The organism is Mycobacterium innocens (assembly GCF_900566055.1).
Classification (GTDB): Bacteria; Actinomycetota; Actinomycetes; order Mycobacteriales; family Mycobacteriaceae; genus Mycobacterium; species Mycobacterium innocens.
The window spans coordinates 1-14,618 of the sequence record NZ_UPHQ01000237.1; the positions used below are offsets into that span (position 1 = coordinate 1).

Annotated in this window: 12 protein-coding genes and 4 pseudogenes; 6 read left to right on the forward strand and 10 right to left on the reverse strand. The window is 67.2% G+C overall.

Going from position 1 to position 14,618, the window contains the following annotated elements:
• Positions 1-218, forward strand: a pseudogene (locus tag EET03_RS22535) (Resuscitation-promoting factor RpfA); the annotation flags it as partial.
• Between the two features lie 9 nt (positions 219-227).
• On the opposite strand, the gene EET03_RS22540 reads toward EET03_RS22535, so the two are convergent.
• The 4 genes from EET03_RS22540 to EET03_RS22555 are packed head-to-tail and all read right to left on the reverse strand — an operon-like array spanning position 228 to position 1,834.
• Positions 228-653, reverse strand: a complete 426-nt coding sequence (locus EET03_RS22540; RefSeq protein WP_075540770.1) for a molybdenum cofactor biosynthesis protein MoaE — start codon at positions 651-653, stop codon at positions 228-230.
• Positions 650-1,135, reverse strand: coding sequence for a MogA/MoaB family molybdenum cofactor biosynthesis protein (locus tag EET03_RS22545; protein WP_063472423.1), 486 nt, complete (start codon positions 1,133-1,135; stop codon positions 650-652). The genes EET03_RS22540 and EET03_RS22545 overlap by 4 nt, the downstream gene beginning before the upstream one ends.
• Entirely contained in the window at positions 1,132-1,623 is a 492-nt protein-coding gene (gene moaC, locus EET03_RS22550; protein WP_063472424.1) for a cyclic pyranopterin monophosphate synthase MoaC, read from the reverse strand. The genes EET03_RS22545 and moaC overlap by 4 nt, the downstream gene beginning before the upstream one ends.
• A 10-nt stretch (positions 1,624-1,633) precedes the next feature.
• Positions 1,634-1,834: a hypothetical protein gene (locus tag EET03_RS22555; RefSeq protein WP_099194258.1), complete on the reverse strand. Its 201-nt coding sequence runs from the start codon at positions 1,832-1,834 to the stop codon at positions 1,634-1,636.
• 71 nt (positions 1,835-1,905) lie between these two features.
• On the opposite strand from EET03_RS22555, the gene EET03_RS22560 reads away from it, so the two are divergent.
• Together EET03_RS22560 and EET03_RS22565 are read left to right on the forward strand one after the other, a co-directional pair.
• A complete protein-coding gene (locus EET03_RS22560) occupies positions 1,906-4,182 on the forward strand; it encodes a helicase-associated domain-containing protein (protein ID WP_075540772.1) in 2,277 nt (758 codons plus the stop codon).
• Positions 4,183-4,225: 43 nt separating this feature from the next.
• Positions 4,226-5,875 (forward strand): DNA repair helicase XPB, encoded by a 1,650-nt coding sequence (locus EET03_RS22565; protein WP_075540773.1) that lies wholly within the window; start codon positions 4,226-4,228, stop codon positions 5,873-5,875.
• A gap of 67 nt (positions 5,876-5,942) precedes the next feature.
• On the opposite strand, the gene EET03_RS22570 is transcribed toward EET03_RS22565, so the two are convergent.
• Together EET03_RS22570 and EET03_RS22575 are read right to left on the reverse strand one after the other, a co-directional pair.
• Positions 5,943-7,088 carry a thiolase family protein gene (locus tag EET03_RS22570; protein WP_075540774.1) on the reverse strand — a complete coding sequence of 382 codons (1,146 nt, stop codon included), beginning with the start codon at positions 7,086-7,088 and terminating at the stop codon, positions 5,943-5,945.
• Positions 7,089-7,090: 2 nt separating this feature from the next.
• Positions 7,091-7,544: pseudogene (locus EET03_RS22575) on the reverse strand (Zn-ribbon domain-containing OB-fold protein).
• Positions 7,545-7,742: 198 nt separating this feature from the next.
• Between EET03_RS22575 and EET03_RS22580 the strand changes: the two are divergent.
• Entirely contained in the window at positions 7,743-8,036 is a 294-nt protein-coding gene (locus EET03_RS22580) for a putative quinol monooxygenase (protein ID WP_075540775.1), read from the forward strand.
• A 29-nt stretch (positions 8,037-8,065) separates the two neighbouring features.
• Here the strand turns inward: EET03_RS22580 and EET03_RS22585 are convergent.
• Positions 8,066-8,611, reverse strand: a pseudogene (locus EET03_RS22585) (LLM class flavin-dependent oxidoreductase); the annotation flags it as partial.
• Between EET03_RS22585 and EET03_RS22590 the strand changes: the two are divergent.
• A pseudogene (locus EET03_RS22590) lies at positions 8,567-8,941 on the forward strand (FAD-dependent oxidoreductase); the annotation flags it as partial. The pseudogenes EET03_RS22585 and EET03_RS22590 overlap by 45 nt on opposite strands.
• Before the next feature lie 279 nt (positions 8,942-9,220).
• On the opposite strand, the gene EET03_RS22595 reads toward EET03_RS22590, so the two are convergent.
• A complete protein-coding gene (locus EET03_RS22595) occupies positions 9,221-11,365 on the reverse strand; it encodes a 3-hydroxyacyl-CoA dehydrogenase NAD-binding domain-containing protein (RefSeq protein WP_099193745.1) in 2,145 nt (714 codons plus the stop codon).
• Between the two features lie 5 nt (positions 11,366-11,370).
• The gene (locus EET03_RS22600) at positions 11,371-12,582 is read right to left on the reverse strand and encodes an acetyl-CoA C-acetyltransferase (RefSeq protein ID WP_075540778.1); all 1,212 of its coding nucleotides are present in this window, start codon (positions 12,580-12,582) and stop codon (positions 11,371-11,373) included.
• Positions 12,583-12,956: 374 nt separating this feature from the next.
• On the opposite strand from EET03_RS22600, the gene EET03_RS22605 reads away from it, so the two are divergent.
• Positions 12,957-14,147 (forward strand): pyridoxal phosphate-dependent aminotransferase, encoded by a 1,191-nt coding sequence (locus EET03_RS22605; protein ID WP_075540779.1) that lies wholly within the window; start codon positions 12,957-12,959, stop codon positions 14,145-14,147.
• On the opposite strand, the gene EET03_RS22610 is transcribed toward EET03_RS22605, so the two are convergent.
• Positions 14,128-14,568 carry an SRPBCC family protein gene (locus EET03_RS22610; protein WP_063472489.1) on the reverse strand — a complete coding sequence of 147 codons (441 nt, stop codon included), beginning with the start codon at positions 14,566-14,568 and terminating at the stop codon, positions 14,128-14,130. The genes EET03_RS22605 and EET03_RS22610 overlap by 20 nt on opposite strands.
• Between the last annotated feature and the right edge of the window lie 50 nt (positions 14,569-14,618).

Below are 14,618 nucleotides of genomic sequence, written 5' to 3' on the forward strand. Positions count from 1 at the left end.
CGGCTGCGCCGGAGACCCCGGCAGTCCTGGAGGCAGGATTGCCGCTGACCGACCCGGCCGACGCGCCAGCGCCTGCCGATGCAGCCAACGCACCGGTGGAAATCCACCAGGTCTCGAACGTCGCTTACACCAAGAAGCTCTGGCAGGCGATCGTGGGACAAAACGTCAGCGGCAACGACGCGCTGGACGCGCTCGCCCAACCGACTGTCATCGGCTGAGACACGGGCTCAGGCCGAGCCCACCCATTCTTCGGAGCCATCGCCGAAGAACTGGTGCTTCCATACCGGTAGCCGCTCCTTGATGGAGTCCACCAGCTGCGCGCAGGTGGCGAACGCGGCCTGCCGATGATCGGCGGCGACGGCGGCCACCAAGGCCGCCTCCCCGACCGCCAGGACACCGATGCGGTGACTGGCCGCCACCGCACGCACCCCGGTGGAGTTCTCCGCGACCTCGGCTACCACGTCGGCAAGAACCTGGGCAGCCGACGGGTGTGCCGAGTACTCCAGCCGCACCACGTGCCGTCCGCCATCGTGGTTGCGGACCACGCCGACGAACCCGACGACAGCTCCGGCCGCCTGATGGCTCACCAGATCCTCATGCTCGGCCAGATGGATCGGCTGATCGGTGAGCGAGGCGCGCAGGACCAGCGTCATCGCCGGTGATCTTGGCCGGCGAGTTGATCGAGTGCGTGATCCACCACGTCGGCGAGCACGCCGAGCCCGTCGCGAACCCCGCCGGGTGAACCCGGCAGGTTGACGATCAACGATTGGCCGGCGACGCCACACACCCCCCGCGACAACACCGACGTCGGAACCTTGGGCAGGCCCGAGCGACGGATCGCGTCGGCCAACCCGGGGATGACGAAATCCAACACCGCCACCGTCTGTTCCGGGGTGGTGTCGGTCGGTGAAATGCCGGTGCCGCCGGACGTGATGATCAAATCGACCCTGGCCTCGACGGCGTTATGCAGCGCCTCGCCGACCGGATTCCCGTCGGCGACCACCTCCGACTCGACGGGCGAAAAACCCCGCTGCGCCAGCCATTCGGTGACGATGGGACCGCACTCATCGGTATAGACGCCCGACGATGCGCGGGTCGACGCGATGATCACCCGGGCAGACCGCGCGCCGGTCACCGCTGCCAGCTTCCGCTACGGCCGCCCTCTTTGCGCAGCACCCGGATGTCATCGATCCGGGCCGCCGGGTCCACCGCTTTGATCATGTCGTAGAGCGTAAGAGCAGCGACGCTCACCGCGGTCAGCGCCTCCATCTCGACCCCCGTTCGATCGGTGCTGCGCACCGTTGCGGTGATCTCGACGTCGGACTCGCCGACGGTGAAGTCCACGTCGACACCGGTGAGCGCGAGCTGATGGCACAGCGGAACGAGGTCGCTGGTGCGCTTGGCCGCCATAATGCCCGCCACCCGTGCCGTAGCCAGCGCGTCGCCTTTAGGCAGACCGCCGGCGGAGATCAGCGCCACCACCTCCGTCGAGGTTCGTAAGGCGCCGGCAGCGACGGCGGTGCGCCGGGTGGCCGACTTCTCGGTCACGTCGACCATGTGCGCGGCTCCCCGCTCGTCCAGGTGCGACAGTCCGCCCGAGTGGAAATCGGACGCTCCGGCCATCGGCGGAGTCCTACCTGTTGACGACGGTCACCGGGTGGACGTACGGCAGGTCGTCGGCGGGCAGCGGGAACGCCAACTCACCGAAGGGTGACAACGCACCCGTGCGGTCGGTCGCCAGTTCGCTTACCGCATGGTCGTCCGGGTCTCTGGTCGGCCAGCCGTTGTCCACGTACTTGGTTTTGCGCGCCTTGCCGTCAGCATTGTCAGCCACGGCATCCATTCTGACAGGTCTTCCTCCCGCCCGCGGCGCAAGGTTGCAGGTCGGGCCTACGCTGATCAGCAATGCCTGAGCAAGCCCCGACCGAACACACCCCGGAGATCCCGCTGGGGTCCTGGCTGGCCGACTTACCCGACGAGCGGCTGATCCAGCTGCTGGAGTTTCGGCCGGATCTGGCACAGCCGCCACCTGGCAGCATCGCCGCACTGGCCGCGCGCGCCCAGGCCAGGCAGTCGGTCAAGGCCGCCACCGACGACCTCGACTTCCTGCGACTGGCGGTGCTGGACGCCCTGCTGGTGCTGCAAGCCGACACCGCGCCCGTGCCGATCGCCAAGCTGCTGTCGTTGATCGGCGACCGCGCCGGCGAAGCCGACGTGACCGATGCGCTGGCCGACCTCAAGAAACGAGCCCTGGTCTGGGGCGACAGTGCCGTGCGGGTCGCCGCCGACACCGGCACGGCGCTGCCGTGGCACCCGGGCCAAGTCACCCTCGAATACGGCTCGCGCACCGGCGAGCAGATCGCCGAGTTGATCGCCGGGCTCGACGAGGCCCAGCGTGAGGTGCTGGAGAAACTCGTCGAAGGATCACCGATGGGGCGCACTCGCGACGCCGCACCCGGCGCCCTGCCGGACCGCCCGGTGCCCCGGCTGCTGGCCGCTGGGCTGCTGCGGCGTGTCGATGCTGAGACGGTGATCCTGCCCCGGCAAGTCGGGCAGGTGCTCCGCGGCGAGGAACCCGGTCCGATGCAGCTGACCGCGCCCGATCCGGTGGTGTCCACCGCCGCGCCGCGCGACGTCGACGCCGCGGCCGCCGGAGCCGTCATCGACCTGCTGCGCGAGATCGACGTCCTGTTGCAGAAACTCAGCGCCACACCGGTTCCCGAGCTGCGCACCGGCGGCCTAGGCGTGCGCGAAATCAAGCGGCTTGCCAAGGCAACCGGGATCGACGAACCACGTCTGGGTCTGATCCTTGAGGTGGTGGCCGCCGCCGGGCTGATCGCCGGCGGCCTGCCCGAGCCGCTGCCATCCCACGGCGAAGGCCCCTATTGGGCGCCGACGCCGGCCGCCGACCGGTTCGCCGACATGTCCCCGGCCGAGCGGTGGCACCTGCTGGCCCGCAGCTGGCTCGACCTGCCGGGCCGGCCGGCGCTGCTCGGCAGCCGCGGCCCGGACGGCAAACCGTATGCCGCCTTGAGCGATTCGCTGTTCTCGACGGCGGCGCCGCTGGATCGCCGGCTGTTGCTGGGGATGCTCGCCGAGCTGGCTGCCGGTGCCGGTGTCGACGCGGTAACTGCCTCGGCGGCCCTGATCTGGCGTCGTCCGCGGTGGGGCCGGCGATTGCAGCCGGGGCCGGTCGCGGATCTGTTGACCGAAGGCCACGCGCTGGGCCTGGTGGGCCGCGGAGCGATCAGCACGCCCGGCCGCGCACTGCTGGACAGTGATCGGGACGCTGGGGACCCCGCCGCGGTGGTCGATGCGATGACGCGGGCGCTGCCCAAGCCGATCGACCACTTCCTGGTCCAGGCGGATCTGACCGTCGTGGTACCGGGGCCGCTGCAACGCGAACTCGCCGATCGGCTGGCCACGGTGGCCACCGTCGAATCGGCTGGCGCGGCAATGGTGTACCGGGTCAGCGAGCAGTCCATCCGGCATGCGCTCGACGTCGGCAAGACCCGAGACTGGATGCACGGGTTCTTCGCCGGCCACTCCAAAACACCGGTGCCACAGGGACTTACCTACCTGATCGACGATGTCGCACGCCGTCACGGGCAACTCCGAATCGGCATGGCCGCGTCGTTCGTGCGGTGCGAGGACCCCGCACTGTTGGCCCAGGCCGTGGCCGCGGCCGGGGACCTGCAGCTGCGGGCTCTGGCACCGACGGTGGCGGTGTCACCCGCGCCCATCGCCGAGGTGCTTGCCGCCTTGCGGAATGCCGGCTTCGCTCCGGCCGCCGAAGATTCCACAGGCGCGATCGTCGACGTCCGCCCGCGCGGCGCCCGCGTACCCGCACCGAACCAACGCCGGCCTTACCGCCCGTCTCCGCGGCCCAGCAGCGAGACGTTGCACGCGGTGGTCGCGGTGTTACGTAAGGTGACAGCGGCGCCGTTCGGCAACATCCGCGTCGACCCGGCCGTCGCGATGTCGCTACTGCTGCGCGCGATAAAGGACGAGGCTACGGTGTTGATCGGCTACCTCGACGCCGCCGGCGTGGCGACCCAGCGGGTGGTGTCACCGATCGCCGTCCGCGGTGGGCAGCTGATGGCCTTCGACTCGTCGTCGGGGAAGCTGCGCGACTTCGCCATCCATCGCATCACCTCGGTGATGTCGGTCGACGACCGATAATGGAACCCATGACCCGACCACCCGATTGCCGCGGAGCGCACTTGTGACCGACGGGCCGTTGATCGTGCAGTCCGACAAGACGGTGCTGCTCGAAGTCGACCATGACCTGGCCGGTGCCGCACGCGCCGCCATCGCGCCGTTCGCCGAGCTGGAACGCGCACCCGAGCATGTGCACACCTACCGCATCACCCCGCTCGCGTTGTGGAATGCCCGCGCCGCCGGGCACGATGCCGAGCAGGTCGTCGATGCGCTGGTCAGTTTCTCCCGCTACGCCGTGCCGCAGCCGCTGCTGGTCGACATCGTCGACACCATGGCCCGCTATGGGCGGCTGCAACTGGTCAAGAACCCCGCACACGGCCTGACCCTGCTCAGCCTGGACCGTGCCGTACTCGAGGAAGTGCTGCGCAACAAGAAGATCGCACCGATGCTCGGTGCCCGGATCGATGACGACACCGTCGTCGTCCACCCCAGCGAGCGGGGCAGGGTCAAGCAGCTGCTGCTCAAGATCGGTTGGCCCGCAGAAGATCTCGCCGGATACGTAGACGGCGAGGCGCATCCGATCAGTCTGCACGAGGAGGGCTGGCAGCTGCGCGATTACCAGCAGATGGCCACGGACTCGTTCTGGTCCGGCGGCTCCGGGGTGGTGGTTCTGCCGTGCGGCGCTGGCAAGACCCTGGTCGGCGCGGCCGCAATGGCCAAAGCTCAGGCCACGACGCTGATCCTGGTCACCAACATCGTGGCCGCGCGGCAGTGGAAGCGCGAGCTGGTCGCCCGCACCTCACTGATCGAGGACGAGATCGGCGAATACTCCGGAGAGCGCAAGGAAATTCGGCCGGTCACCATTTCGACGTATCAGATGATCACCCGTCGCACCAAGGGCGAATACCGGCATCTGGAACTCTTCGACAGCCGTGACTGGGGGTTGATCATCTATGACGAGGTGCATCTGCTGCCGGCGCCGGTGTTCCGGATGACCGCCGACCTGCAGTCCAAGCGGCGACTGGGGCTGACCGCCACGTTGATCCGCGAAGACGGCCGCGAGGGCGACGTGTTCTCTCTGATCGGCCCGAAGCGCTACGACGCGCCATGGAAAGACATTGAGGCCCAAGGCTGGATCGCACCGGCGGAGTGCGTCGAAGTTCGCGTGACGATGACCGATAACGAGCGGATGCAGTACGCGACGGCCGAGCTCGAGGAGCGCTACCGGCTGTGCTCGACCGTGCACACCAAAATCGCTGTGGTCAAGTCGATTCTGGACAAACACCCCGGCGAGCAGACCCTGGTGATCGGCGCCTACCTGGATCAGCTCGAGGAGCTGGGCACCGAGCTGAACGCTCCGGTTATCCAGGGATCGACGAAGACCAGCGAACGAGAGGCGTTGTTCGACGCCTTTCGCCGCGGCGAGATCTCGACGCTGGTGGTGTCCAAGGTGGCCAACTTCTCCATCGACTTGCCGGAAGCCTCCGTGGCGGTTCAGGTCTCGGGCACTTTCGGTTCACGTCAGGAAGAGGCGCAGCGGTTGGGCCGGCTGCTGCGGCCCAAGTCCGACGGCGGCGGCGCCATCTTTTACTCGGTGGTGGCCCGCGACAGTCTCGATGCCGAATACGCCGCGCACCGGCAGCGGTTCTTGGCCGAGCAGGGCTACGGCTACATCATCCGCGATGCCGACGACCTGTTGGGCCCGGCGATTTAGGTTGTGGCGAGCAGACGCCAAAGCCCCCGAAAACAGCGGTTTTCGGGGGCTTTGGCGTCTGCTCGCGCTAGGTCGACAGGATGGTCGCCGACGCGGTGCCCGGGGCGCCGTACACCTGCGCCAGGCCGACGCGCGGCCGGCCGGGCACCTGACGTTCGCCCGCCGCACCCCGCAGCTGCCGCACCAGCTCGTGCACCTGCCGTAGCCCCGACGCGCCGATGGGCTCGCCGTTGGCGATCAGCCCGCCGTCGGTGTTGACCGGGATCGAGCCGTGGATCTCGGTGGCGCCGTCGGCGACCAGCTTCTCCTGCTCGCCGTCGGCGCACAGGCCGGTCTCGGCCATGTGGATGACCTCGGCGCCGGCGTCGGTGTCCTGCAGCTGAGCGAGGTCGACGTCGTCGGGCCCGATTCCCGCGGCCTCGTAGGCGGCTTTCGCCGCGTACACCGTCGGTGAGGCGTCCTCGTCCAGCGGAGCCGACGTGGCGTGCACCTCATAGGCTCCGTAGCGACGGGTGCGGATCTCACATGCCCGGATATACACCGGTTTGTCGGTGAAGGTGTGCGCCATGTCGCCGCGGCACATGATGACCGCGGCGGCGCCCTCGTCGGGCGCACAGAACATGTACTGGGTCAGCGGATAGTTGAGCACCGTCGAGTTGAGGATCTCGTCCTCGGGAATCGCCTTGCGCCGGAAGGCATTCGGATTCATGGCGCCGTTGCGGTAGTTCTTGGCCGCGACCTTGGCCAGGGTGGCCCGGGAGATGTTGTGGTCGTGGAGGTACTTGTTGGCTTTCATACCGAAGAATTTGGTGGTGACGAACTGACCGTTCTGTGCATACCACTGGGGCAGCGCGAGTTTGGCGGGGTCGTCGGTGAAGGCGCCACGCGGGTGTTTGTCCATGCCGATGGCGATGCCGATGTCGTATTTCCCCAGCCGGATGGTGTCGGCGGTCTGCTGGACGGCACTGGCCGCCGTGGCGCAGGCGTTGAACACGTCGGTGAACGGAATGCCGGTTAGCCCGACCAGCCGGGTCACGGCATCGGGGTTGGACACCTCATGGCTGCCGCCGAAGCCGAACTGGATATCCTTCCATTCCACGCCGGCGTCGGTCAGCGCGGATTGGATGGCCTCGGCGCCCATCTGCATCGCGGTCTTCTCGAACCTGCCGAACGGATGCAGGCCCACGCCGATGATCGCCACGTCGTTGCTCATCGTCAGAGTCCTTCCTGGTCCTTTGAAACCGGCCGGAACGCGAATGTCATCACCTCGTTGCCGTCGTCATCGGCGAAAAGCGGCACCATGGTGAGTTCGACCTCCTGGCCGAACTGCAGCTTGGCCGGGTCATTCTCGGTCAGCCGCCCCTCGACCCTGACGACCGCCTCCTCTCCCAGGCCGAGCTGGACCAGGCCCACGCCGAACGGCACGAAATCCTTGCCGGCCGGCCCGGCATTGGGCATAGGGAGGTCCGGGCGGGAACCCCTGGGTGGTCCATGTCACGAGGGTGCCGCGGCGCGGCAACAACACCTCGGTCATGTCCGCGCCGCTGCAGCGCGGACACCACTGCTGCACGGGGAAAGTCGTGGCACCACAGTCGCCGCAGCAACTGCCGATCAGCTGCGGGTTGTCGTTCGGCCAGGTCGAGATGTCGGGGGCCAGTGCCTTCTGCATCGCGCAATCCTTGTCGTCGGCCGCAGAATAAGACGCTTTACCAGACAGTACAACAGCATTCAAATAAAGCGGAAATACCATTCTCGCCATCCGTGAGGCGTGGGATCTGCCCCGCCCCCGAAGGCGGACTCCCGCCGTTCGCTATCTTCTCCAGATCACCCCTGCCGGCGAAACTGAACCCCATGTGAGGACCCGACGATGCCTATCACGGTGATACTTGAACTCAGGCTCAAGCCCGAAGCGGTACCGGCGGCACGCGAGGTGATGAGCCGGGCATTGCAAGACACCCGGGCGTTCGACGGCAACCTCGGTACCGACGTGCTGGTCAATCAAGACGACGAAGCCCACTGGCTCATCTACGAACTCTGGGACACCGTCGAGCACGACGAGGCCTACCGCAGATTTCGCGCCGGCGAAGGCCGGCTGACGGAGCTTCCGCCGCTGCTCGCCGCGCCTCCCGTCAAGACCAGGTACGTGACGACCGACATCTGACGGCAGCACCCGGCACATTCAGCAGGCAATCAACTCAGCGCCGGAATCACTTCACGTTCGAAAAGCTCGATGCCCGAACGGTCGTAGGCGGCCTCGGGGAAATAGCAAATGGCGTAGTCACACCCGAGGCCGCGGGTCTTGGCCAGCTGCTCGATCACCTGTTCCGGCGTGCCCGTCGCCGCATCCGAAAGGCCCGCGACCATCGAATCCGCCAGCGTCTCAGGCACATAGCCGACTAGGCGGTCGCGCACCCGCTGCAACCGATCCTTGACATCGGTGTCCGAGGTGCCAACGACGGCGGTGAAGTTGGACGAGCGAACGATGGCGTCGAAGTCGGTGCCCAGTTCTCGGCAGTGTTGCGCAAGCAGTTCCGACTTTCGGGCGAATGCGGTGGGCTCGGGGGTGAAGTTGGTGTACTGGGCATACTTCGCCGCGATGCGTAGCGTCACCTTTTCCCCGCCGCCGGCAATCCACAGCGGAATGCCGCTGGCTTGCAACGGCTTTGGCGCTACTATGGCGCCGTCTACCCGGTAGTGCTCGCCGGTGAAAGTCACCTTGCCGTCGCGCCAGGCGTCATCGCGGTGCTGGGGGCGTACATACTGGCCGGCGAACTGGCCCGGTCGGGTGGAGACTACGCAAGCGGGTTCGCGGCCGACGAGCAGTAGATGGCGGAACCGGTACGTCGCAGCCGCACGTTTGCGCGAGCGATGGCCAAGAGCATCGTGCCGGGTTCCCCCGCGGGTGTGTGGGCGTTGACCCGTGGCGCACAGCTGGTCTCACTACTGCCCGCCGGGCTCGTCCGGGCGGTCGCGAAGCTGAACACCAAGGGCGTGCGACTCTATGACTCGATGCGGTTCAAGGAGTACAGCGAGCTAACCCGCAGTCAGCCGGCTCGCGACACTTAACCTGCTGCGACGACACGCCGAAAACGATAGCGTCGGCTTATGTTTCGGCGCGGATGGGCTCGGCCTGGGTCGGCTCGGCCTGGGTCGGCTTGGCGCGGGTCGGCTTGGCTCGGATGGGCTCGGCCTGGGTCGGCTTGGCGCGGGTCGGCTTGGCGCTCCGGCTGCGACCTGCCAGGCGACCGGTGACGGCGCGGGGCCCCGGCGGCCCAGCGCCACCAGACGTAAAGTCCCCCGGAAACCGGGGTTTTCGGGGGACTTTACGTCTGCTCGCGGCCGAAACTACGTCAGAGACTCGGGCGGCAGGAAACGGTCGCCATACTTGGCGGCCAACTCCTTGGCACGGGCCACAAAGGCTTCCTTGCCGATCCCGGCCGGCCCCTGGTAACCCACGATGAACTGCGCGCTGCCGCCGGTCCACGGCGGGTAGCCGATGCCCATGATCGACCCGATGTTGGCGTCGGCCGTGGACGTCAGCACCCCCTCGTCGAGGCACTTCCGGGTCTCCAGCGCCTCGGCGAACAGCATCCGGTCGATCATGTCCTGCAGCGGCGGCGCCGACGTCCCCGACTTGAACGTCTCCCGCAGCCCCGGCCACAAGCCGGATCGCTTACCGTCGACGTATTCGTAGAAGCCCGCACCCTTGAGCCGGCCGGACCGCCCGAGCTCGATCATCTTCTCGACGACCGCCTCGGCGGGATGCGGCTCGTAGGTGCCGCCCGCATCCTCGACCGCCTTACGGGTGGCGAGGGCGATCTTGTGCATCAGCTCCAGGTTGAGCTCATCGGACAGCTGCAGCGGCGGCGCCGGGTACCCGGCCTGCGAGCCGGCCTGTTCGATCGACGCCGGCTCCACGCCCTCGCCGAGCATCGCCAGCGCCTCGTTGACGAAGGTGCCGATGACCCGTGAGGTGAAGAACCCGCGGCTGTCGTTGACCACGATCGGGGTCTTGCCGATGGCCAGCGTGTAGTCGAACACCCGGGCCAGTGCCTCGTCAGATGTCTTCTCGCCCTTGATGATTTCGACCAGCGGCATCTTGTCGACCGGTGAGAAGAAGTGGATCCCGATGAAGTCCTCCTGCCGCTTGACGCCGGTCGCCAGACCGGTGATCGGCAACGTGGAGGTGTTGGACCCGAGGACCGCATTGGGCTCGACGATGTCTTCGATCTCCTGGAACACCTTGTGCTTGAGTTCCTGGTTCTCGAAGACGGCCTCGACGACAAAGTCAACACCCTTGAGATCCGCGGGGTCGCCCGTCGGGGTGATGCGCGCCAGCAGGGCATCGCTGCGCTCCTGCGTGGTGCGACCCCGCTCCAGCGCCTTGGCCTCCAGCTTTTCGGAGTAGCCCTTGCCCTTCTGCGCGGCTTCCAAACTGACGTCCTTGAGCACCACGTCATAGCCGGCCTTGGCCGAGACGTAGGCGATACCCGCGCCCATCATGCCCGCGCCCAGCACCCCGATCTTCTTGATCGGGGTCTTGGCGATCCCGTCGGGACGCGACCCGCCGGCATTGATGGCCTGCAGGTCGAAGAAGAACGCCTGGATCATGTTCTTGGCGACCTGGCCGGTGACCAGCGAGGCGAAGTACCGGCTCTCGATCCGGCTGGCCGTGTCGAAGTCCACCTGCGCGCCCTCGACCGCGGCGGCCAGGATGGCCTTAGGCGCCGGCATCGGCGCACCCTTGAGCTGCTTGCGCAGCAACGCGGGGAATGACGGCAGGATCGACGCCAACCCGGGGGACGACGGGGTGCCGCCGGGAATCTTGTAGCCCTTCTTGTCCCACGGCTGCTCGTGGGCGTCCGGGTTGGCCTTGATCCAAGCCTTGGCGGCGGGCACCAATTCCTCGACGGTGGGCAGCAATTCGTCGACTAGTCCGATTTCTTTGGCCTTGGCCGGCTTGAACCGGGTGCCTTGCGACAGGATGCTGACGAACGCGTTCTGGATCCCGAACATCCGCACCGTGCGCGTCACGCCGCCGCCGCCGGGCAGCAGGCCCAGCGTCACCTCGGGCAGGCCGAGCTGGCTGCCCTTGACGTCCGCCGCGATGCGGTGGTGGCAGGCCAGCGCGATCTCGAGTCCGCCGCCAAGGGCGGCGCCGTTGATCGCGGCGACCACGGGCTTGCCCAGCGTCTCCAGGGTGCGCAGTTGCTTCTTGACCGTCTCGACAGTGTCGAACGATTGTCCGGCGTCCTCGGGCCCGGCCTTGATCATGGATGTGAGATCACCGCCGGCGAAGAAGGTCTTCTTCGCGCTGGTGATCACCACGCCGGTGATCGAATCCTTTTCGGCGACAAGGCGATCCACGGCCTTGCCCATCGACTCGATGTAGGCCTCGTTCATCACGTTGGCCGACCCCGACGGGTCGTCCATGGTCAGCGTGACAATGCCGTCGGCATCCTTGTCCCACTGGATTGTATTGTCGGGCATAACTTTTAAACCCTCTCGATAACCGTCGCGACGCCCATGCCGCCGCCGATACATAGCGTGACGAGCGCCCGTCGGGCATTGCGGCGCTCCAGTTCGTCGACCATAGTGCCCAGGATCATCGCGCCGGTAGCGCCCAGCGGGTGGCCCATCGCGATGGCGCCGCCGTTGACGTTGAGCTTCTCGTCGGGGATGTTCAGGTCCTTCTGGAATTTCAGCACCACCGACGCGAACGCCTCGTTGAGCTCGAACAGGTCGATGTCGTCGACGGTCAGCCCGGCCCGGTCGAGCACCTTGAGGGTGGCCGGGGTGGGCCCGGTCAGCATGATCACCGGGTCGGCGCCGCTGGTGGCGGTGGCCACGATGCGGGCCCGCGGGGTGAGGCCCTGCGCTTGCCCGGCCTTCTCGCTGCCGATCATCACCAGGGCCGCACCGTCGACGATCCCGGAGCTGTTGCCGCCGGTGTGGACGTGGTTGATCTTCTCCACCCAGTGGTACTTCTGCAGCGCGACGTCGTCGAAGCCGCCCATCGCCGCCAAGCCCTCGAAGGCCGGCTTCAGCTTGGCCAGACCTTCCATGGTGGTGTCGGGCCGCATGTGCTCGTCGTGGTCGAGAATCAGCAGGCCGTTCTGATCGCGGACCGGAACCACCGACTTGGCGAAGTAGCCACCCGACCATGCGGCGGCGGCCCTCTCCTGGCTGCGCAACGCGTAGCGGTCGACGTCTTCGCGGGAGAAGCCCTCGATGGTGGCGATCAGGTCGGCGCCGATGCCCTGCGGAACGAACATGACGTCATAGTTGGTCTCCGGGTCCAGGCCCATGGCGCCGCCGTCGGAACCCATCGGAACGCGGCTCATGGATTCGACGCCGCCGGCCAGCACCAGGTCGTCCCACCCGGAGCGGACCTTCTGCGCGGCGGTGTTGACGGCCTCGAGGCCCGATGCGCAGAACCGGTTGAGCTGCACACCGCCGGAGGTGACCGGCATGCCCGACGCCAGCACCGCGGCCCGGGCAATGTCACCACCCTGGTCACCGACGGGTGAGACGCAGCCCAGGATGACGTCGCTGATCAGGTTCTCGTCCAGGTCGGGGTTGCGCTTGCGCAGCTCCTCGATCAGGCCGACGACCAGGCTCAAGGGCTTGACCTCGTGCAACGATCCGTTCTTCTGCTTGCCACGCGGGGTGCGGATGGCCTCGTAGATAAAGGCTTCTTCGGGCATGTCGATTTCCTGTTCGGGGGAAAGGGGGCTAGATCCGTCTTCAAGACTAGGTCCAGTAGGGGAACACTAACAGGGTCCTCGGCCAACCTGTTGGTTGGCCAAGAGTCTGCAGGTCAGCGCAGTTGTGGAAATTGTGCGCCGCAGCTGTCGCACCGGCCACATGGGTTGCTGGCCCCGGCCAGGTCCCAGGGCCCGGAATTTGTCGCGGAAAGGCGGGCACAGCGAGCGTTCCCCTTCCGCCTGAGGCCAATTGGACCAATGAGGCCAGTGGGGTCAATGGATCTAACAGTGCCTATGCGGCAGATGTGATAAGCGCTGCCCGTCAGTGGTCGCACCGCCGTTCGGCATCATCGCCGCGCCTAAGCTCGTCTGCCATGACGGTGTCGCGGCTGCAGCCCTACGCGACGACGGTGTTCGCCGAGATGTCGGCGCTGGCCGCGCGGGTAGGCGCGGTGAACCTCGGGCAGGGGTTTCCCGACGAGGACGGGCCACCGGCGATGCTCAAGGCCGCACAAGACGCCATCGCCGGCGGCGCCAACCAATATCCGCCGGGGATGGGTATCGCGGCCCTGCGGCAGGCCATCGCCGCCCAGCGCCGCCGGCGTTTCGGTATCGAGTACGACCCGGACACCGAGGTGCTGGTCACGGTCGGGGCGACCGAAGCCATTGCCGCGTCCGTGCTGGGCCTCGTCGAGCCCGGCTCGGAGGTTCTGCTGATCGAGCCGTTCTACGACTCCTACTCGCCGGTCGTGGCGATGGCCGGCGCGCATCGAGTTTCCGTGCCGCTGGTGGCCGACGGCCGCGGCTTTGCCCTGGACGCCGACGCGTTGCGACGCGCCGTGACGCCACGCACCCGGGCGTTGATCGTCAACTCACCGCACAATCCGACCGGCGCGGTGCTTGGCCGGGCCGAGCTGGCGGCCATCGCGGAGATCGCAGTGACCGCAGACCTTTTGGTGATCACCGACGAGGTATACGAACACTTGGTATTTGACGGCCACGATCACCTGCCGCTGGCCGGTTTCGACGGCATGGCCGGACGGACGATCACGATCTCGAGCGCGGCCAAGATGTTCAACTGCACCGGCTGGAAGATCGGATGGGCTTGCGGCCCTGCGCAACTCATCGCCGGGGTGCGCGCGGCCAAACAGTATCTGAGCTATGTGGGCGGCGCACCGTTTCAGCCGGCGGTGGCCCTTGCGCTAAACAGCGAGGACGACTGGGTGGCCGCGCTGCGCAGTTCCCTGCAGACCAGACGCGATCGGCTGGCCTCGGGATTGACCGAGATCGGTTTCGAGGTGCACGACAGCTACGGCACCTACTTCGTGTGCGCCGACCCGCGTCCGCTGGGCTACCACGACAGCGCGGCATTCTGCGCGGCGCTGCCGGTGAAGGCTGGGGTGGCCGCCATCCCGATGTCGGCGTTCTGCGACCCCGCGGCACAGCACGCCGACCTGTGGAATCACCTGGTGCGCTTCGCCTTCTGCAAACGCGAGGACACCCTCGACGAGGCGATCAGGCGACTTGCCACACTACGCGACGGGGCTATCCGGCCTTGCCCATGATGTGATTTCGCAGTCCCTCCAGGGCGGCGTGCAGGACCTTCTTGCGCGCCCGCTTGATCCAGAACTCGGGCAGCGGCGCCGACGGCTCGACCGTGAGGGTGAACCGCACCCGGGTCTTGTCTTCCCCCTCGCGGCGCAGGTTGTACTCGCCGTGCTGCCCGTGCTGCTGAGCGGTCTTGTGGGCGTCCCAGACCATCCAGTCCGGACCCCAGTGGTATTCGAGCAGTTGGGTGTCCACGATGCCGGTCACTTTGACGGTGACCTTCACGTGGTGCGGCCGACCGTCGGGATGGGTGTCGACGACCTCGACCCGCTTGTGCACCGAAGACCACGACGGCACCGCGTCCATGTCGGCGAGCGCCTCCATGATCACCTCAGGGGGCGCATCAATGACGATTTCGCTCGACGCTTGGACAGCCACTGCCACCAAGTTAGCAACCACGGGCCGGCTTGCGGCGCGGCGGAACGGAA